General features: G+C 70.0%; 19 protein-coding genes. 14 read left to right on the top strand and 5 right to left on the bottom strand.

Annotation, left to right across the window (positions count from 1 at the left end; all coding sequences use genetic code 11):
• Window positions 1-3: 3 nt before the first annotated feature.
• Window positions 4-1,401, top strand: a complete 1,398-nt coding sequence (locus tag ACH54P_RS17090) for a sensor histidine kinase (RefSeq protein ID WP_489913853.1) — start codon at window positions 4-6, stop codon at window positions 1,399-1,401.
• Here the strand turns inward: ACH54P_RS17090 and ACH54P_RS17085 are convergent.
• Together ACH54P_RS17085 and ACH54P_RS17080 are read right to left on the bottom strand one after the other, a co-directional pair.
• Window positions 1,398-2,291, bottom strand: a complete 894-nt coding sequence (locus ACH54P_RS17085) for a TAXI family TRAP transporter solute-binding subunit (RefSeq protein ID WP_489913851.1) — start codon at window positions 2,289-2,291, stop codon at window positions 1,398-1,400. The genes ACH54P_RS17090 and ACH54P_RS17085 overlap by 4 nt on opposite strands.
• The gene (locus ACH54P_RS17080) at window positions 2,239-3,564 is read right to left on the bottom strand and encodes an MFS transporter (RefSeq protein ID WP_489913849.1); all 1,326 of its coding nucleotides are present in this window, start codon (window positions 3,562-3,564) and stop codon (window positions 2,239-2,241) included. The genes ACH54P_RS17085 and ACH54P_RS17080 overlap by 53 nt, the downstream gene beginning before the upstream one ends.
• 100 nt (window positions 3,565-3,664) lie before the next feature.
• On the opposite strand from ACH54P_RS17080, the gene ACH54P_RS17075 reads away from it, so the two are divergent.
• From ACH54P_RS17075 to ACH54P_RS17050, 6 genes are all read left to right on the top strand, one after another.
• Window positions 3,665-4,750 carry a DUF5937 family protein gene (locus ACH54P_RS17075; RefSeq protein WP_489913847.1) on the top strand — a complete coding sequence of 362 codons (1,086 nt, stop codon included), beginning with the start codon at window positions 3,665-3,667 and terminating at the stop codon, window positions 4,748-4,750.
• 186 nt (window positions 4,751-4,936) lie between these two features.
• Complete coding sequence (locus ACH54P_RS17070) at window positions 4,937-6,316, top strand: glycoside hydrolase family 43 protein (RefSeq protein ID WP_489913845.1); 1,380 nt, start codon at window positions 4,937-4,939, stop codon at window positions 6,314-6,316.
• Between the two features lie 23 nt (window positions 6,317-6,339).
• Window positions 6,340-7,776, top strand: coding sequence for an RICIN domain-containing protein (locus tag ACH54P_RS17065; RefSeq protein ID WP_489913843.1), 1,437 nt, complete (start codon window positions 6,340-6,342; stop codon window positions 7,774-7,776).
• Between the two features lie 76 nt (window positions 7,777-7,852).
• A complete protein-coding gene (locus ACH54P_RS17060; RefSeq protein ID WP_489913841.1) occupies window positions 7,853-9,604 on the top strand; it encodes a glycoside hydrolase family 5 protein in 1,752 nt (583 codons plus the stop codon).
• A gap of 251 nt (window positions 9,605-9,855) precedes the next feature.
• Window positions 9,856-10,032: a hypothetical protein gene (locus ACH54P_RS17055; protein WP_489913839.1), complete on the top strand. Its 177-nt coding sequence runs from the start codon at window positions 9,856-9,858 to the stop codon at window positions 10,030-10,032.
• Between the two features lie 84 nt (window positions 10,033-10,116).
• Window positions 10,117-10,308: a hypothetical protein gene (locus ACH54P_RS17050; RefSeq protein WP_489913836.1), complete on the top strand. Its 192-nt coding sequence runs from the start codon at window positions 10,117-10,119 to the stop codon at window positions 10,306-10,308.
• A gap of 592 nt (window positions 10,309-10,900) precedes the next feature.
• Here ACH54P_RS17050 and ACH54P_RS17045 read toward each other — a convergent pair.
• A complete protein-coding gene (locus ACH54P_RS17045; protein WP_489913832.1) occupies window positions 10,901-11,239 on the bottom strand; it encodes a hypothetical protein in 339 nt (112 codons plus the stop codon).
• Window positions 11,240-13,259: 2,020 nt separating this feature from the next.
• On the opposite strand from ACH54P_RS17045, the gene ACH54P_RS17040 reads away from it, so the two are divergent.
• The 4 genes from ACH54P_RS17040 to ACH54P_RS17025 all read left to right on the top strand — a co-directional run bounded on the left by ACH54P_RS17040 (window position 13,260) and on the right by ACH54P_RS17025 (window position 15,816).
• Window positions 13,260-14,090: a recombinase family protein gene (locus tag ACH54P_RS17040; protein WP_489916470.1), complete on the top strand. Its 831-nt coding sequence runs from the start codon at window positions 13,260-13,262 to the stop codon at window positions 14,088-14,090.
• A gap of 102 nt (window positions 14,091-14,192) precedes the next feature.
• A complete protein-coding gene (locus ACH54P_RS17035) occupies window positions 14,193-14,681 on the top strand; it encodes a phage holin family protein (RefSeq protein WP_489913828.1) in 489 nt (162 codons plus the stop codon).
• A 601-nt stretch (window positions 14,682-15,282) separates the two neighbouring features.
• Window positions 15,283-15,603, top strand: coding sequence for a hypothetical protein (locus tag ACH54P_RS17030; protein WP_489913826.1), 321 nt, complete (start codon window positions 15,283-15,285; stop codon window positions 15,601-15,603).
• A 75-nt stretch (window positions 15,604-15,678) separates the two neighbouring features.
• Window positions 15,679-15,816, top strand: coding sequence for a hypothetical protein (locus tag ACH54P_RS17025; protein ID WP_489913824.1), 138 nt, complete (start codon window positions 15,679-15,681; stop codon window positions 15,814-15,816).
• Here ACH54P_RS17025 and ACH54P_RS17020 read toward each other — a convergent pair.
• Complete coding sequence (locus ACH54P_RS17020; RefSeq protein WP_489913822.1) at window positions 15,813-16,442, bottom strand: hypothetical protein; 630 nt, start codon at window positions 16,440-16,442, stop codon at window positions 15,813-15,815. The genes ACH54P_RS17025 and ACH54P_RS17020 overlap by 4 nt on opposite strands.
• 844 nt (window positions 16,443-17,286) lie before the next feature.
• Between ACH54P_RS17020 and ACH54P_RS17015 the strand changes: the two genes are divergently transcribed.
• From ACH54P_RS17015 to ACH54P_RS17005, 3 genes are all read left to right on the top strand, one after another.
• On the top strand, window positions 17,287-17,562 hold the full coding sequence (locus tag ACH54P_RS17015; RefSeq protein WP_489913820.1) for a hypothetical protein: 276 nt from the start codon (window positions 17,287-17,289) through the stop codon (window positions 17,560-17,562).
• Between the two features lie 34 nt (window positions 17,563-17,596).
• A complete protein-coding gene (locus ACH54P_RS17010; protein WP_489913818.1) occupies window positions 17,597-17,890 on the top strand; it encodes a DUF6351 family protein in 294 nt (97 codons plus the stop codon).
• A 247-nt stretch (window positions 17,891-18,137) separates the two neighbouring features.
• The gene (locus tag ACH54P_RS17005) at window positions 18,138-18,509 is read left to right on the top strand and encodes a Rossmann-fold NAD(P)-binding domain-containing protein (RefSeq protein WP_489913816.1); all 372 of its coding nucleotides are present in this window, start codon (window positions 18,138-18,140) and stop codon (window positions 18,507-18,509) included.
• 38 nt (window positions 18,510-18,547) lie between these two features.
• On the opposite strand, the gene ACH54P_RS17000 is transcribed toward ACH54P_RS17005, so the two are convergent.
• Window positions 18,548-19,090, bottom strand: coding sequence for a hypothetical protein (locus ACH54P_RS17000; protein ID WP_489913814.1), 543 nt, complete (start codon window positions 19,088-19,090; stop codon window positions 18,548-18,550).
• Window positions 19,091-19,116: the final 26 nt, after the last annotated feature.

Genomic DNA, 19,116 nt, shown 5'->3' with positions numbered 1-19,116 from the left:
GGGGTGCGCGTCCGGCTGCAGGGCATCGTGCTGACGCTGGTCGCGTTGCTGGTGTTCGGCCTGGGCATCCCGCTGGCCAGGAGCATCGCCGCCGGCGCGCAGCAGGACCTGTTCCTCGACCGGCTGACCGACACCGCCCGGTTCGCGTCGCTGGCGCAGCGGCCGCTGCTGGACAACAAGCCGGGGCTGATCAACCCCGACCTGATCCGCTACAACGAGGTGTACGGCGTCCAGGTGGCGGTCGTCGACCAGGACGGCGAGCTGTTCGCCTCGTCGCTCGGGCCGTCCGCCGCGCGGATCGACCTCCGGGACGAACGGATCAGCGGGCCGATCCACGAGGCGCTCGCCGGCCGCCGGTCCCAGCCCGCCGGGGTGCTGATGCCGTGGGATTCGACGCCGCTGGTGCTCGCCGAGCCGGTGCTCGCCGACGGCGAGGTGCACGGCGCGGTGCTCACGGTGTCGGACACCGGGTCCGAGCGGGCCGACGTGCTGTGGTGGTGGCTGCTGCTCGCCGCGGGCGGGATCCTCGCCTTCACGCTGGCGCTGGCCGTGGCGATCCCGGTGGTCCGGTGGATCCTGCGGCCGGTGCAGCGGCTCGACGACGCGACCGGCGCGCTGGTGGCGTCGGTGGTCGGCGGCCGGGAGGCCGAGCCGGTGGGGGAGGGCGGCGGGCCGCCGGAGCTGCGTCAGCTCGGCCGCTCCTTCGACCGCATGGCCGAGAGCGTCTCGGGAGCGCTGGCCGCGCAGCGCGCGTTCGTCGCCGACGCCTCCCACCAGCTGCGCAACCCGCTGACCGCGTTGAAGATCCGCCTCGGCAACCTCGAAGGCCACGTCGACGACGAGCCGGCCGCCGCCGACCTGGAGGCCGCCCGGGTCGACGCGGGGCGGCTGCACCAGATCCTGGACGGGCTGCTCTCGATGGCCCGTGCCGAAGCGTCCGGCGGCGAGCTGGACCCGGTGGTGCTGGACGAGGCCGTCGCCGACCGGGTCGCCGACTGGACGGTGGTCGGCGAGGCGCGGGACGTGCGCCTGGTCGTCGACGCCGCCGGGGACGGCGCCCGCGTCCGCATGCCGCCGCGGGGCGCCGAGACGATCCTGGACGCGCTGCTCGACAACGCCCTGAAGTTCACGGCGGCGGGCACGGAGATCCGGATCGCGGTGGCGCGGGACGGCGACCGGGTGCGGTTGTCGGTGCGCGACCACGGCCCGGGGCTGCGGCCCGACGAGCTCGACCGCGCGCGGGACCGGTTCTGGCGGAGCCCGGCCCACCAGAACGTCCCCGGTTCGGGGCTGGGCCTGGCCATCGTCAGCGAAATCGTCGCGCACTCCGACGGCGAGCTGGAGCTGGACCTGCCCGACGGGGGCGGCCTGCGGATCACGATGGTGTTCCCGGTCGCCTAGGTCTTCTGCGACCGGTAGTAGCGCAGCGCGCCCGGGTGCAGCGGGACCGGCTGGGTCTCGATGCCCGGGTGGACGTCGATCGACAGGGCCGCCGGATTGGCCTCCGCCAGCTGGTGGCGGGCGTCGAACAGGCCGCGGACCAGTGCCTCGGCGACGTCGGCGGACATGGACTTCGGGACCACCAGGAAGTTCGGCACCACCAGCGTCGTCACCGGCAGGAGCTGGTTGTACGTGCTCGCCGGGATCGTCGCGGTGCTGTAGACCGGGGTGAGCGCCTGCATCTTCGGCATCAGGTCGGCGATGTCGAGCAGCCGCAGCGAGCCCTTGTCGTTGTAGTCCACCAGTCTCGGCGTCGGCAGGCCGCCGGACCAGAAGAACGCGTCGACGTCGCCGTTCAGCAGCGCCGCGACGGAGTCTTCGAGGCCGCGGGGGGTGGTGGTGACCTTGTTCTTGAGGCCCGCCACCTCCAGGAGCTTGCTCGCGATGTACTCGACGCCGGACGCCGGCGTGCCGATCGCGATCCGGCGGCCGCTCAGCTGGGCCACCGACCGGATGGGGGAGTCGGCGCGCACCACGACGTGCAGGTAGTCGTCGTGGATGCGGGCGAGCGCGGCCAGGTCGGGACGGCGCTTGTACTCGTCCGCGGCGACGTCGGCGGCGACGAAGGCGACGTCGGCCTGGCCGGCGAGCACCTTGGCGACGTTGTCGGGCGAGCCCTGGGTCTGCAGCACCTGCGGCCGGTCGATGTCCAGATCGGTCTGCCAGGCGGTGGCGAGGGTCTGGGCGAGCTTGTAGTAGACGCCGCCGGAGTTGCCGGCGGCGATCCGCAGCTTGAGCTCACCGAAGCCGGCGGTGCAGGCCGAGAGCACCAGCAGCAGGGCGGCCGCCACCGCGAGTCCGCGTTTCCGCCGGGTCCGGGCCACCGCCTGATCGTGCCAGATCCGGGGCCCGGGGTGCGTCCGGAGCCGAGGTTCCCCGGTCCTTCTCGCCGGCGACCGCGGCCGCGGACAGGAGCGTCGCGGTGGCGAGGCTGCCCCAGAGGACGCCCGGGCCGTGGGGGGCGAGCGCCGTGATGGCCGCCGGGGAGACGGCGAGGCCGAAGCCCGTGGAGAGCTGGAAGCGGGCGAGGGCGCGGCCCAGGACCCGCGGCGGGACGAGGGCCGTGACGAGCGCGGTGGCGCTGCCGGCGTAGAGGATCTCGCCGAGGGTGCAGACCACGGACACCGCGGCGACGGCCGGGGCGCTCCAGCCGGGGCCCAGCGAGGCGGCCCAGAGGAAGCCGAGGTAGGACGCGGTGAGGACCACGCCGGCGAGCGCCAGCACGGTCCGCCGGGAGAAGCGGGACATCAGGACGGTGACCGGGACCTGCAGGGTGACCACGAGCACCGTGTTCGCCACGAAGATGGCCGAGGACCACACCGGGGACGCGTGCACCTGGGTCACCAGGACCAGGGGGAGCGCGATTTCGGGGACGTTGAGGCAGAAGACGTAGACCACGTTCGCGGCCAGCAGGCCGCCCACCCGGGGTGCGGGGCCGCCGGTCCGGTCCCGGACCGGGGCCGCGGGCGCGCGGAGGTGGACCGACCACGCCAGGGCCGCCGCGGCGAGGTAGGCCAGCCCGGTGACGGCGGCCAGTGCCTGCAAGGCGGTCGTGCCGCCCGCCACGCACGCGGTGGCGACCAGCGCGCCCACGCCCAGGCCGGCGTTGCGCAGCGCGCGGCCGCCCGCCAGCGCGGCGTCGCGTTCCCGGCCGTGGGCGACCGTGGCCACGAGAGCCGCGTGGGCGGCCGGCCACGCCTGGTTGCCGATGCCGAGGAAGAGCGCCGCCGTCGCGAACAGCCAGCCGTTCCCCTCGGGGGTGACCAGCAGGAGCGCGACGCCCAGCACCCGCACCAGCATCGACGCGGCGACGACCGTGCTGCGGGCGCCGCGGTCCAGCCACCGGCCCACCGGGGGCAGGCACAGCAGGCCCACGACGATGCCGGCCGTCATGGCGACGCCGGTGGCCGGCGCGGACAGCCCCAGCACCGTCACCCCGTAGAGCAGCAGAAAGGGACGCAGCAGGCCGGTGCCGAGCGCGTCCACGGCCAGAGCGGCGGCGTAGCGGGGGCCGCCGGAGGCCCGGACGAGGGCCCGGGGCCCGATCTTCGTGGTGATCGCCATGGCGCCGACGGTGCGGCCCGGCCGCCGGTGCGGGCACGTCGATTGACGGCCACCGTCAATCGGCGACGCCGCCGCCCGGCCGGTCGGTGATGATGACGGCGTGACGTTGAGGATCGACATCAGCGGCCTGCCGCCCGAGCGGCTGCGGTTCGCCGCCTCCCCGCTGGCCGAGCTGACGGCGATGCTGCACGTGCTCGCCGAACCCGGGCACCACCCGCACCTCACCGGCTGGGCCGCGGACGTCTGGGCCGGGCTGGGGCCGGAGCTGGCGGAGTGGCTGCGGGAGGCGGACTTCCTCTGGCGGTCCTCGCAAGCCGACTTCCTGCTCCCCGCCCGGCCCCGGCCGACGCTGGCCGAGGAGCTGGACGACGTCGACCGGATCGACGACGAAAGGTACGTCACCGCCGCGCTCGTCACCACCTGCGGAAGCAACCGGGTGCACTTCGCCACGACGTCGCCGCTCTCCGACGCGACCGCCCGCGACCGGGCCCTGGACCTGGCCCAGGCCCGCGGCGCCCGCCAAGAGGCCTTCGCGGAACGGCTGCTCGCGGACCCGGCCGCCGTCCGGGCGCGGGTGCGGCACACCTTCGAACAGTGCGCCGAGGCCTTCTTCGACGCGGCTTGGCGGGGCGTCGCCGGGCAGCTCGCCGCCGACCTGCGCCTGAAGAACGACCTGCGGACGCGCAAGGGCGTCGGGGCGGCCCTCGCCTCGGTCTCCGGTGCGGTCGCCCTGGCCCCGGACGGCGACCGCATCATCGTGGACAAGCTGCAGGACAAGGCGACCGCCGCCCGCGGCGCCGGCGTCACGTTCATCCCCAGCGTCTTCGGCCGCCCGCACCTGGCGGTGGTCCACGCGCCCGGGTGGCAGCCGGTGGTGCAGTACCCGGTGGCGGAGCCGGCGCCGCCGGACCAGGTGCCGCTGGAGACGGTCACCCAGCGGCTGGAAGCGCTTTCCCATCCGGTCCGGCTGCGGCTGCTGCGCACCCTGGCCCGCGGCTCGCACACCACCGGCGAGCTGGCCCACGCCTGGGAACTCACCTCTCCGGAGGTTTCCCGCCACCTCGCCGTCCTGCGCCGCGCGGGGCTGCTCACGGCCCGGCGGCACGGCCGGTACGTCCGGTACACCCTCAACTCGCCCGAGCTGACGGCGCTGGGCACCGACCTGCTGGCGGCCGTCCTGCGCTGAGCGGCCCCGGGTTTCCGGTCCGGCCGGCTCTTGACACGGTGTGGCGCGGGCCGCTTACACTGCGGTCATTCCTCCGGCTGTGGCCGATCACCCCGATCCTGGCGACCGGTTGCCGCAGGCCGGAATGTTAGCGCTAACAGTGTTGTGGTGCACGGCTTCGGCGTTCGACGACGAAACGGGTGGACGATGATCGGTCGACGGGGACTGATGGCGGGCGTGGCGGGAGCCGCGGTCGCCGGCGTGGTCGGCGGCAGGGCCGTGGCGCGAGCCCAGACCGCGTACGGCGGTTACGTCATGGCGTACTTCACCGAGTCGCCGTCCATGACCGGCGCGGACTACGGGCTGCACCTGGCCGTCAGCGCGAACGGCCTCGACTGGACGCCCCTGAACCAGAACAACCCGGTGGTGACGCCCACGGCCGGCACCGGCGGGCTGCGCGACCCGTTCGTGCTGCGCCGGCAGGACGGCCGGTTCGTGGTGCTCGCGACCGACCTCAAGGGCACCGACTGGTCGCTGCAGAACCAGTACGTCCACGTCTGGGATTCGGCGGACCTGCGCGGGTTCACCGGCTACCGCCGGGTGAAGCTGCACTCGATGGCCACGCACAGCTGGGCGCCGGAGGCGTTCTGGGACGCGTCCCGCAACCAGTACGCGATCATCTACTCGGCGGCCTACGGCGGCCACGACGTCATCATGGTCAACTACACCACCGACTTCGTGACGGTCAGCGCTCCGCAGGTGTTCTTCGACCCCGGCCACGCGACGATCGACGGGACCATGGCCGCCATCGGCGGCGTCAACTACCTGTACGTCAAGGACAACACCAACAGCACCCTGGTCGGCACGCGGTCCGGCTCGCTCGCCGCCGGTGGCTTCACCACCTACCGGACCGGGATTTCCCCCGGGCGGGGTGTCGAGGCGCCGCAGATCGTCCCCGCGCCGGCGGGGAACCGCTGGTACCTCTGGGGTGACACGTGGAGCCCCAACGGCCGGTTCTTCTGCTGGGAGACCACCGACGTGGCCGCCGGGAACTGGACGCTGCTCGGCGACCGCGCCTACACGCAGCCGCTGAACTCCAAGCACCCCGGGATCACGCCGATCACGGCCGCGGAGATGTCCGGCCTGCTCACCCGGTGGGGCGCGCCGGCCTGGCGGCGCCTCAAGTCCTACAACTTCCCGGACCGCTACGTCCGGCACGCGAACTCCGTGGGCCGCATCGATCCCTACCCGTTCGACCCGTACCAGGACCAGCTGTGGAAGCTGGTGCCCGGGCTCGCGGACGCGGCCGGCGTGTCGTTCGAGTCCGTCAACTACCCGGGCCGGTACCTGCGGCACAGCGACTACCAGCTGGTCCTCGCGGCCGACGACGGCTCGGCGACGTTCGAGGCGGACGCCACCTTCCACCAGACGCCGGGTCTCGCCGACCCGGGCTGGTCGTCGTTCCGCTCGCACAACTTCCCGGACCGCTACCTCCGGCACTACGCCTACGTGCTGCGGATCGACCCGCTCGGCAGCACATCCTCCACTGTGGACAAGCAGGACGCGACTTTCCGCGTCGGCTACTGAGATCGCTCGCGGAAGGAGCCGTCATGCTACGACGTCGTGGCGCGGTGTTGTCCTTGCTCGTGCTCGTCACCCTCCTGCTCGGCGCACCCGGGGCGCACGCCGCCCCGGTGACGGTGACCAACGGGAGCCAGTTCACCGACACCTCCGGCGCCTTGGTGCACGCCCACGGCGGCGGGGTGCTCAAGGTGGGGGCGTACTACTACTGGTTCGGCGAGAACCGCAACGCCGACGACACCTTCCGCGCCGTCTCGGTCTACCGCTCGACCGACCTGAAGACGTGGGAGTTCCGGGGCGACGTGCTGACGCAGTCGTCGGCGGCCGAGCTGGGCCGGGCCAAGATCGAGCGGCCGAAGGTGCTCTACAACAGCTCGACCGGGCAGTACGTGATGTGGATGCACAAGGAGAACGGCGACGACTACGCCGAAGCGCGCGCGGCCGTGGCCACCTCTTCCACGGTCGACGGCGGCTACACCTACCGCGGCAGCTTCCGCCCGCTCGGTGCCCACATGTCGCGTGACATCACGCTGTTCAAGGACGACGACGGGACCGCGTACATGGCCTCCGCGGCCCGCGAGAACGCCGACCTCAACGTGTACCGGCTCACCGCCGACTACACCGGCGTCGCCGCGCTGGTGCGGACGCTGTGGCCCGGCTCGTACCGCGAGGCCCCGGCGATGTTCAAGCGGAACGGCGTCTACTTCATGGTCACCTCGGCCGCGACGAGCTGGCAGCCGAACCAGCAGAAGTACGCCACGGCCACCAGTGTCACGGGGACGTGGAGCGGGTTGGCGAACCTCGGGGATGCCACCGGCTACGGCAGCCAGACCGCGTACGTGCTGCCCCTGCAGGGTTCGCAGGCGACTTCCTACCTCTACCTGGGCGACCGCTGGGCGGGTGCGTGGCAGCGGCCGGTCAACGAGTCCCGGTACGTGTGGCTGCCGCTGACGTTCCCCAGCGCGACCACGGTGTCGATGGGCTGGTTCCCGAAGGTGAGCATCGACGCGGCGACCGGCGTGGTCGCGGGCGTCGGCACCGGCAGCGCGTACGAGTCCTTGGTGGCGCGACACAGCGGGAAGTGCGCCGATGTCCCGGGTTCCGCGCGCGACGACGGCACGGCGGTGAAGCAGTACTCGTGCAACGGCGGCTGGAACCAGCAGTGGAGCCTGCTCGACCTCGGCACCGGGTACTACAACCTGATCGCCCGGCACAGCGGGAAGTGCCTCGACGTCTCGGGAGGCTCGACCGCGGACGGCGCCGCGGTGGTGCAGTGGGCGTGCACCGGCGGGACGAACCAGCAGTGGCAGATCCAGGCCGCCGACAGCGGGTACGTCCGCCTGGCGGCGCGGCACAGCGGCAAGTGCCTGGACGTCGTCTCGGCGTCCACGGCCGACGGCGCCGCCGTCAAGCTGTACCCGTGCACCGGCGTGACGAACCAGCAGTGGCTCCGGCGGGCGGCCTGATCGGCCCTTGACGGCCCGGACCCGGCTCGCTAACTTTTTGCGAAACTCCTTCATGTTTGGGGCCGCCATCATGCGCATGCTCGTGGCTTTGCTCACCGCCGTGGCGATGACGTCCGGCGTCGTCGCCTCCGCGGTGGCCGAAGACGTCCCACCGCACCGGCTGACCGTGCGCGGATCGGCCTTCGTCGACGAGTACGGCCGCGAAGTGGTTCTGCGCGGCTTCAACGTGTCGGGGGAGACGAAGCTGGCGGAAAACGGTTTCCTGCCGTTCGCCGACGCGGCCGACGCGCGCCGCTCGGCCCGGTCGATGCGGGCGCTCACCGGCGCGAACGCCGTGCGGTTCCCGATCGCGTGGGCCGGGACGCAGCCGGTGCGCGGGCCGGTGAACACGCAGTACCTGGCCGCCTTGACCGACCAGATGAAGGCGTTCCTGGACGAAGGTTTCACGGTCCTGCCCGACTTCCACCAGGACCTGTTCTCCCGCTACCTGTTCAACCGCGGCAGCTGGTACACCGGCGACGGCGCGCCGAAGTGGGTTGTCGACCTCGGCGGCTATCCCGCGGAGAGCTGCGGCATCTGCGCCCACTGGGGGCAGAACATCACCCAGAACGGCGCGGTCCAGGACGCCACGAAGGACTTCTGGCACAACGCGCGGGGGATCCAGGACGAGTTCGTCGGCCAGGCCGTCCAGACGATGGCGTACCTGCGGACGAACCTGAGCACCGGCCAGTTCGCCGGCATCGCCGGCATGGACCCGTACAACGAGCCCTTCGCCGGCCGGTACGACCAGGGCCAGGACAGCAAGGCGTGGGAACAGAACGTGCTGTGGCCGTTCTTCAAGCGGTTCCGCGAGGCGATGGACTCCGCGGGCTGGCAGGACAAGCCCGCGTTCGTCGAGCCGAACATGTTCTGGAACGCCAACATCTCCTTCCAGCTCCACCCCGGCGGCTTCCAGGACACCGGGGTCATGGGGCCGCGGTACGTGTTCAACACCCACTTCTACGACCAGCTCGCGCAGTCCGGCGTGTTCATGCCGGGCAAGGCGGGCGACGGGCAGTACAGCGCGAGCTTCGGCGCGGTCCGCGACCGCGCCGCCGCGCTGGGCACGGCGGCGATCGTGACCGAGTTCGGGCACCCGATGACCGGGTACACCTCGGACAAGACCCCGACGGTGGACAAGGCGATGTACCAGGCGCTGGACTCGCGGGTTTCGGGCGCGAACTGGTGGCGCCGCCCCGCGGAGTCGGGGCCGGTGCTGTCGGGAACGCAGTGGCAGTGGGACATCTACAGCGGCCGTCACCACGAGCTGATGAACGACAACCCGGACAAGGTGCGCACTGAAGGGGACGCCTGGAACGGCGAGGACTTCTCCTCGGCGCGCACGGCGGACGACGGGACCGTCCAGCTCCGCCAGGACGCCCGCCTCCTCGACCGGCTCTACCCCGCGGCGGTCGCCGGCCACACGCTGGCGTTCACCTACGAGGACCGCTCCCGCGACGGCAGCCAGACCCTCACCTGGAACCAGGTCCCGTCGACGCTGCCCGCCACCGGCGCCCTGACCGGCGCGGGCCGGTACGGCGTCCTGGTCTGGCAGGGGACAGCGGCGGGAGCGCCGACCGAGCTCCACATCCCGGCCGGCATGACCCCGACGGTGGTGACGGACCTGGCCTCGTCAGCGGTCACCCGCTCCGGAGACCGCCTCCAGCTGGCGGCGACGCCGGGCCTGCACTACGCGCTGATCGCCGAGCCGTCGACACCCCCGACGGCGGCCCAGCTGTCCGCGGCCCGAGCCGAACTGGCGGCCTGGGCTCCTACGGCGACGAGCTGAGGACGAACCGGGTCCGGCGACCCTGGGTGGCCGAGGCCACGAGTGGGGAGGGGACCGCCGAGCCGCAGGTGGGAGCGGGGCTACCCTGAAGGGCGATGACCGAGAACCAGGCACCCAGGGCGTACCAGATCCGCACCTAAGTCTGTACAGATTTGCAAACGCTGAGGCACTGACAGCCTCTGCCGTCTCTGACGGCGGACGTACTTCGGCTGTGGCGTAGACGACTCGGATTCGGCCGAGGGGCCGCGCGGGTGTGGGCTGCCGTCAAGGGACGGGAGACGAGCGAGACGCCCACAGAACCGCCCCTGGATTGCGAGAGCCGCGATCTGCAGGTCCTGCAGATCCTGGAGCAGGTCTCGCCGTGGCCGGGGCGCGAGGTCGAGCTGGTCACAGCCGAGATGCGCGCCGCGGACAAGGCCGGCATGTGAGCAACGACGACCCGATCGAGCAGCGGCTCTCCGCGGCCGGAGCGCAACCCGGACGCCAGCGTCGAGTTCACTGTTCGGCGCCGGATGAAGCAGCTGCCGACCGCCTACGACGATCTGCTCGCCGACCCGGAAGGGCTCGCGGCCGCGGACGCGGAAATGGACGCCTTCGTCGCTGGCGAGAAAGTCCTGCGCGACGGAATTGCCGCCCTGCTACAAGGGGGCACTGTGGCTGGCGGAGGGGCGGCTGCAGACGTTCGCGCTGCTCATCAACCATGACGGACAGCTTACGAATTGGGCCGAAATCCTCGTCTGCGACGCGGCCCTGGTTGAGGGCGTCGGACGGCAGCGGCGCGGCACATCCCGGAGCTGGACCTCGATGGTCTCGGCTCACTGACCTTGATCTCTAGTGGCTGGTCGGTCTACGCGGCGGGAGCGCAGCCGCAGCGGCGGCGATCTTGGCTGCGACGTTGTCCGGTGTCGACTCCTTGGTACTCAGTCCAGCGTGCGAAGCCAGCAGCGGGCTGACGTTGTTGAGGTCGTCAAAGCTCACCCCGTGCAAACCCACCACGGTAAGAAGTCCGTGGCGAGTCGTAGGAGGAGTAGGACCGATACGACCTCCCCCACGACATGCCGGGCATCGCGCAGCAGCCGCTGACGAGCGGTGGCCTTCGACTGGTGCTGTGCATTGCGCCATAAGTGCATGGCAGACGCAACCTCCGACACTACTGAGTCGCTTTGCCGCCTGACGCTTTCCGTGTCGGAACGCGACCTGTTGACCAGCTCGACGAGACTCGCCGACGTCGGGCCATGCGCTGGCTGCTGTCGAGGTTCGACGCCGGGCACGCCTCCGCGCGGGCGGCCGCGCCGGTCAATGCACCGGGAACCCCTCTGGGGCCTTGCCCCCGCCGCGTTTGCGGCCCAGCGACTTGAGGAATTCGTCTTCCCCCGGCGTTGGTGCTCGGGCGATGATGCCGTCCGCCGCGATTTGCAGGCGCATCGAGTAGGCCCGGCTGGCATCCGGCGTGCCGTCAGGGCCGTCGAGCACGTCCAGCACGATCCGACCGGTCGGGCTCTTGGGGTCATCGGCGATCCGGACATACCAGCTCGACACCGAGCCCGTGATGATGTAGCCGTGCCAGTTGCGATGCCGGGTGGCACGCCGCTGCTCTCGCCATCCGCGGGCCTGCTTATTGGTCCACACGATCACGCCGACCACGATGGACAAGCACCCGCTGGCTCGAGCCGCTGTCGGCGCCATCAGCATCGGTGGCGCGACACCCTTCTTCTACAACTGACAGAGGTCGAGACGATGACTTCCGATCAGCGCCTACCTCCCGCCCGTGCCGCCGTGGTTCGACTGTGCACGATCGCCCAGGTGCTGTGGTTACTCCGCTGGTTGATCAAACCGGTAGGGCAACCCTTCGGTCCTGAAGCTCACCCTGCCGATCCTCAAGGCCCTGCCCGGCTTACTTCGCGAAGACAGACACTGGGCGGCCTCCCCCGGGGCAACTGTTCCCCCGGCCCCCAAGATCGGCGACGAGGACAGCGCGGACGGGGGTGATGCGCCCAGCTGATCTTCGCCCGGTTCGGCGCTGCATCGAGCCCACGCCGGGCCCATCCCTCGTCGCGGCTATGACGTTCCGTGCTCGGTGATGGTGAACTCGCGCGGGATGAACATCGCGGTGGTGAGATCGGAGTGCGGCGGGTCCACCGCCTGGTCTAGCTGCAGCTCGTAGTAGTCGGTCTCGACGCCGCTCCGAGCGTGGCCTGCGGGTGCCTAACGTCGCGCGCACTTCGCGTCCCGCCAGCGCGGGCGGGACGTCGAGGTCGCGCCTCAGTCTCCAGCGGGTGCCCTCCCAAGGCGTTCGCCGTGTGGCCGCGGCGGGTGTCCCACACGACCGGGCGGCGCACCGGCCAGAATATCCTCGACGACCGACTCGAGGTTGTAGAGCAGGGTGTCGCCGACTCCTCGTCCAGCGTCGGCTCCGTGCAGTACGGCGTGACGAGCAGCCCGTCCAGCACCGCAGTCCGATCAGGTCCCGGGCCACGACGGTCAGGTCGCCGTCGCTCCAGCGCGGCTCGCCGACCTTGACTCCGGCGGCGCCGGCGGGCAGCAGGCCGGCGGGGTCGAGGTGCCGGTCCGACCACTCGGGCAGTTCGGTGTCGTGAGCGCGGATCTGCACGGCCATCGCGGCCAGCGACACCGCGACCGATCCGGGGGCTCGAGGCCGAGCGCGTCCTGGGGCACGAACTGCAGCAGCGCGGCCGCCTCCCGCAAGGCCGCCGAGTGCCCGGCTAGCCGGTGCCGGGAGATCTCCCGCGCGCCGGTTGCGGTGCGCACGTCGGCACGGGGAGATCAGCCGCGCCGTGCCGCGGTCAGTGCTTGTAGCCAGGCGGGTGAGCGCGTCGGCTTGGCCGCGGCGCTCGGCCAGCCGCCAGGGGGCGGCGTCCCCGCAGCCGGATCGTTCCGGAATGGTGGCCCTGGCGCAGCAGGCGACCTCGACGACGACGTCGGCGGCCCGAAACCGGGTGGAGTCGGCGGGTTCGATGGCCAGGGGTGGCGCCCAGTGCGGCAGCGAATTTCCGGCATGCCGCGGCGGCCTCGGCCAAGCGCCGGCGCGCCCAAACCAGCTCCCGTTTCCCGGAGAAACGGTCGGAGGCCGCGGTCTGCTCGCAAGCGGCCGCGGCGGAGGGATTGGGCGGAACTTGGTACGCCATAATTGTTGTGCTCGAGACGTGCTCGGGCCTGGGTGGGTGCCCACCGGGCTGCGCTTGTTCAAGTGCAGCCCGGACTCCATTGGACTGACGGTCTCGCCGTGATCGGCGGTCGGCGACGTGTCAGGAACATGGCCTTCGGCGTGCGAGGCAGGCCCGCCTGTCCGGGCGACGTGGGTACCGGAAGGCGAGATGTTCAGGTCCACGTTCAACGTTCGATCGACCACCAGCGCCATCGCATCCACTAGTAAAGCGGTGTGCGGGTCTACTTGCGTGGATTTAGTGGTTTGGCTGGAGCTTGTCTCTCGAAAGAAGTAACCCTTTTGCGGGGGATGGGTTTGTCAGTTTTTGCAAGCTGTTTATATGGCAGGAAAACTGAGAATTTTGGGTGCTATCCGACTTAGTCGTGCAACCGATGAGAGTACCTCGCCTGCGCGGCAACGCGACCGAATCGAGTGGTGGGCGAGTGGAAACGGTGGTCGTGTCGTGCACGTCTCTGAAGACCTGGACGTATCAGGGTCGTATCGCCCTTCGAACGTGGAGGACCGGGTGAGTGGCTGACCGATGCGCAAGCCAAGCATTGGGATGTTCTGGTCGCCTGGAAACCAGACCGAATCAGTCGCTCGGCTGAAGACACGTTGCGTCTGCTTCGGTGGTGTATTGATCGGGGTAAGCGCATCGTATGTGTCGATGACGGTATCGACTCGGAGACGTCGATGGGTCGGGTCTGGACCCAGCTCGCGGCGATCTTTGCCGAGGTTGAGCGGACAGCGATCAAGGAACGCACTGCCGGTAGCCGGGAGAAGTTGCGGCAGGATGGAAGGTGGGCTGGCGGGGCACCTGTGTACGGTCTGCGTGCCCAGCCTCGCGAGGACGGTCCTGGGTATGGCGTGTATCGGGACCCTGAGGCTTATCCGCACGCGAGGTACATGGTCGAGGTGGTCCTGGCAGGGAAGTCGCTCAATTCTGTCGCGAAGGAGTTGACGCGTCGGGGCGTGCTGTCACCGCAGGACCTCCGGCGTCAGCAGGCTGGTAGGTCGACCCGGGGTCTCAAGTGGAACGTCTCGACGGTTAGGTCGATCCTGACTTCGGATTCTCTTCGGGGTCTCATGAGTCACGAAGGACGGCCGGTAGTCGGGCCGGACGGATCGCTGGTCAAGGGGGGAGAGTCGATTGTCTCTGTAGGCGAATGGAAGCAGCTGCGTCTTGGTCCGGTTTGCGGCGGTTCGTCGGCTTTGCCGGCCGTAGAAGGCTATGTGAACGTGGACGCGCCAGGCGCGGTACCCGAGAGCGGGGCCATCTCACTGGACGGATGTAGTGGCCGTCCGGTCACGACGGTCTGATGTCTTCCTCGCCGCTTGCCTGTTCGTTCGGCGGCCGACCCGGTGGCTGTGATGACCGGCATCTTTCGCACTCGGTGCGAACGAGCGTGAGATTCTGTGTCGGTGAACCAGAGCCGTAGGAGTCGCGCGAATCAGTCTCGGCGCAAGCGCGAACGCTTCAATTGGGCGGGCTTCATCGTCGGCGCGGTGCTCTGTGGCGGTGTTGCGGCGGCCCTGCTCTCGGTCGGCGTGTACAAGTGGCAGCAGGCGCCCACCGAACCCGCGTCCACCACCGCGACCGTCGTCGCCTGTTACACGGCGACGCCGGGAAACGCCTGCAGCACCGGCGACGCGGTTTTCACCGTCGGTGCCACCGTTTACCACACCGAGCGGGCCATCCCCTACGACGCCCACGTCGGCGACAGCTTTCAGATCAACTATGACCCCGGCGACCCCGAGCACAACGGCGACACTCTCACTACCGCCATCACGTCCTTCGTGATCGGTGGCATCGCGTTGGTCCTGTTCGCCCTGAGCATCTCCAGCTTGATCCGCTACCGCCGGCGTGTCCGGCGGAAGCAGGGCGCGCCCGGCCGCCCGAGGACGGCATGACCCCGTCCGGGCCACGCGAACGCGAGACCCGGTCACTCCGGACTCGATCAGGGTCGGTGCGGGCAGGGGTACCGGTACCACCGCGTCCCCGAACCGGCTGTGGTCCCACCCGTGGACGGTCCATGGGTGCTCGCCGCCTTCGGCTCGAACCTCCTTTCTCTGCTGGCGCGGGAGGCGGAGCTGATGTCGAGCACCGTGACGGCGCTGGGCTCGCTGGGGTCCGGGCCGCCGTCGCGCTGGGCAGCGACGAGGCGGTGGAGAGTCGTGGGCCGGCCCGTGTCCGGCGAACGTCGAGCTGGCCGGGTTTGTCCCGCAATGCGCGTTGCTCGCCACATGCGACGTGTTTGTGACAAGCCGGCTTCAGCGGTGTGCGCGAGGCGTCCGCGGCCGGGACCCGTCAGCCCACCCGACGGAACAACAGTGGGGCGAGGCAGGCGATGGTCGCGCAGAGGAACCCGATTGCCACGTACTGCGGGTAAGCTGGCCCGGTGGTCGCCGCGATGACCGCGCACACCACCGCGACCAGTGCGTAGAGCCCGCTGGCGAGACGCACCCGACGGCGCCGCCGAAACGCTGGCGGCTGTCCCCGGAGGAGCACCTCGTGCTGGCGGTGCTCGGGCAGCGTTACCTCGGCTACGACCCCCAGCCGCTGCCGCTGTCCCGGCAGCAGGCGGCCGCCGAGCTCGCCGAACGGCGGCCCCACGAGAACTGGACGGTCAAGCGGGTCGAGCACCTCGTTTCCCGGGTCCGGCAACGGCTTTCCGACGCCGGGGTGCACGGGCTGCGGCGCGAGGAGGTGGGGGAGCCGGTGGGGCTGACCCTGACCGTGAACCTGCTTCGCGAGCTGGTGCTCTCGACGACGCTGGTGCCGATGGACCTGGAACGGCTCGAACTCCCCGATCCGCCGCCGTTTCCCGGATGAGGGAGGCCGTTCGCTTCGCGACCTGTTCGGCGTCTAGCTCGGCGAGGGGCGAGGCGTTGTGGCCTCGAAGACCCGGTGGGTCAGCAGGGCGGCGCCATCGGTGAATCCGTTGATGACCAGCTTCCGGCCGTCGGTGAGCTTGACCAGGCAGCCGACGTCGCCACCGAACGCCTTGGCGAGAACGTTCTGCTTGGTGTGGTCGACGACTGTTAGGACAAGATCAGGATGACGCCGTGCTCGCGTCGAGCGGCCTGCTGCAGGCAGTCCAGTTGCTGCAGTGCGAACGACCGAAGCATGAGGTAGTCGTATCCCTCGAAGGGGGCAAGGCTATGGCCGGCAAGGTCGCCGGCATCGTCGACGAACTTGTCCAGTTCGGGCCATGGCAGCGACTGAGTCGCGTCGAGTACCTCCGCCACAGTGCTTGGGCGCAGGGCGTACAACGGCCGGCTCTCGGATGTAGGCGGCTCCGCGAGCCCAGCGTCGGTGAGCAGGCATTGGCGGTCGAAAGGCACTGGAACCTCCTCGCACAAAGCCAGCAACGGCAGCACAGGTTCAAACGCGTGTCGCAGTTCGTCCGTCAGCGCCGGGCGGAAAGCATCCTCGTAAAAATCCGACACGAGATAAAATGCTCGGGTGCCGCACCACAGGTCCGGGTCTGCGGCACCCGGCAGGCCGGGCAGCTCGTCGAGTTCCGGTGGGTACGGCCAGGAGGCGCCTGAAGCCGTGTATCGCTCGTTGCGTGCCAGGCAGGCATTCCAATAGAATTCCAAGCCGTTCTGGCGATAAGCATCCACGGCCGACTCCCAGTCAACCATCAAGCACACGATGTCGATTCCCATCGGGATCGCGATTCCGTTCTTGAGTTGGCTGGTGAATTTTCACTAGACGGGTCATGACTTTTATGAAGATCATTTTAGCAAGCACTTCCGGGGACCGGTCCCGAGCTTCGATCTTACCAGGCGGTGCCGGTGCAAGGTGGAGACCAGCCCGGCAGTTCTTGACAGGCGCAACGCCAACGCCCCCCCCGGGACGTGCTCGCCGCACAACGCCGCGAACGCGCCCGCATCCGCACCGAGAAAGATATCCGCTGGGGCGGCAACACCTCACCCCAGCAGCCTGACCTGAATGCAGGTCGCCGAGGTCGAGTGGTGGCGTGCTGTCGAGGTGTAGCCAGTGGACAGGCCGACAGCAATCTACTTGCGGTCTCACATCTGGCCTTTTCGTAGGCGATCGCCCAGGTTGTCGGCGTCCTGACACCTGTACAGGCAGTCAATCTCAAGGTCGGCTCGGGCGAATGCCTGGTTGTCGTGCTGACCAGCGCATTTCTCGGATCACCGCCGACCTCGATCGACTTCGGTGCCGGCGGTGCCGACATCGAGTTCGAACTAACCGCAGCACGCCGCAGTGGCTCGCAACGCTGGTGGGGCGCGACGACGTCCAGCGCGTTGACTTCGAGGTGAAGTCGCCGTTTTGTTGCGGTTGGTGATGAAGTGTTGCTGGGCCCGCCAGCGGCAGGTGAGGACAGCGGCGCGGCGTTCGCCCAGGCAACGCAGACCCTGCAGCGACGCGTTGCGGGTACGCGTAGCGCCGTCACGACGGCGCTCGGCAGCCGTGTGAAAATGCCCGATTATGAGCGACGTCCCGGAGCTGCGCAAAGAGGCGTGAGTCATCCTCGCCTCGGCTATGGAAACCTTGGCGCGCGACCTGAAGAAGTTCCGCCGGAAGTTCCAGCCACTGGGTTTCGCCCAGGAGAGCGGGATGGTGCGCGCGATGCCTGGCGGGTCCTACCTCGTGGTCGAAGACCTGGACCCGGTGGACTACGGGGCGAGCGGCACCCTGGGCGACGAAGTCCTTACGCCGGGTTACCTGTGGAAGTTCCAGAACCGTAAGTGGGGCTACTGCGAAATGACATTGACCGTCAACGACCGGCGGGAGGCCGAGGAAGCCGACTTGCACTAGTCGTAACGTTCCTCCACGAACCAGCGAGCGGGCGGTGCGCCGCGCAGTACCCGGTCGTTGCCGATCCGCGGCTGGCCGCCGGGGCGCCGCTGGTCTCGATGTGCTCAAGTGCCGGCTGCGCCCGGTCGACTTCTCGGATTACCGCGTCCCGCTGACCGCCGCGGGCCAGGCCCGCATCCGCGCGACGTTCCCCGGCGGGGACTGCGGCTTCCGGCAACCGGGGGTGGGTCAGGTCCGGCCGCTGGGCACCTGGCTGTCCTACGGCGACGGACACAACGGCGCCTTCGGCCACGCGCCGTTCCCGACACCCGTGGATGGGAACCGATGAAGATCATCCTGTTCGGTGCCACCGGCACGCTCGGCCAGGGCGTGCCGGCGTACTGCCTCGCCCACCCCGAGGTGGACACGTCCTGGTCGTCACCCGGCGCGGCACCGGCGTAGCGCGCTCGAAGCTGCGCGAGCTGCACCACGACGACTTCGGCGACTACTCGGCTGTCGCGGGGGAGTTCGAAGGCTACGACGCGTGTTTCTGGTGCCTCGGCCGCACGGCGAGCGCGCTGTCCGGACCGGAGTACGTGCGCACCACCCGGGACTTCACCCTCGCCGCCGTGAACCCGAAGCTGCGCTTCTGTTTCGTCTCCGCGGTCGGCGCCGATCCGGCGGCGCGGCTGGCCGCGGCGCGGGTGAAAGGGGAGACCGAGCAGGAGCTGTGGCGGATCTTCCCGGACACGGCGTACTCGCTGCGCCCGGCGCACGTGCAGCCCATGACCCTGGGCGGGGTCGAGCGCTACAGCGCGGGCTATCGGCTGACCGCGCGGCTGTTCCCGGCGCTGGACACGCTGTTGCCGAAGTACATGACGACGGCGGAGCGACTCGGCCGGGTGATGGTGGACGTCGCGGGGAACGGGGCGCGCGGCAAAGTGCTCGAGGGCCTCGACTTGCACTGAGCGGCTCGTCGGGTGCTGCGGGCTCGTGGGAGCGCCGCTCACTTGTCGCTCGGGCCGAGGATCGCCACTTCGCAGTCTTGTTCGATCTTCTCCGCGTTCGAAGGCTGTGAGTCGCTCGAGTACGCCCAGGGTGACTCGTCGTTGTCCGGTGTCTCGACCACGTGCATGCCCTTGTCGTTCATGCACTGGACCCACCGGTGCATGTTGTCCTGGTATGCCGGGTTCTGGCGGTCCATTCCCCAGGGCAGCAGGGGCAGTTTCGGCCGGCACGCGTCGCCGGCGTCCTTGTGGTCGGCGCTCCACTTCTCCGCACCCTCGATGGTGTTCGGCTGCGTGTCGACGTCCGCGCCGTGGTCCTTCATGCACGTGCGCCACGGCTCGATCAGGCGCTGGGACTCTTCCCGCGTCTCGTCGACGCGGTGGCGGGGACGGCCGCCGTCGGCGTCGGTTGACGGCGCCGCCGAAGAAGCAGTTGCCGACGGTGTTGCCAGCGAAGCCACCTGGGGCGCCGGCGCGGACGGTGTCGAACACGCGGTGAGCCCCAGCCCGAGCACGAGAACGGTCAAGATCCGAGGTGTCATTCCCCGAGCATGACCGGTGACTTTCA

The sequence above is a fragment of the Amycolatopsis sp. N2S4-7 genome (genome assembly GCF_058119595.1).
Note: the sequence above shows the minus strand (reverse complement) of the source record. Positions and strands in the feature narration are given on the sequence as shown.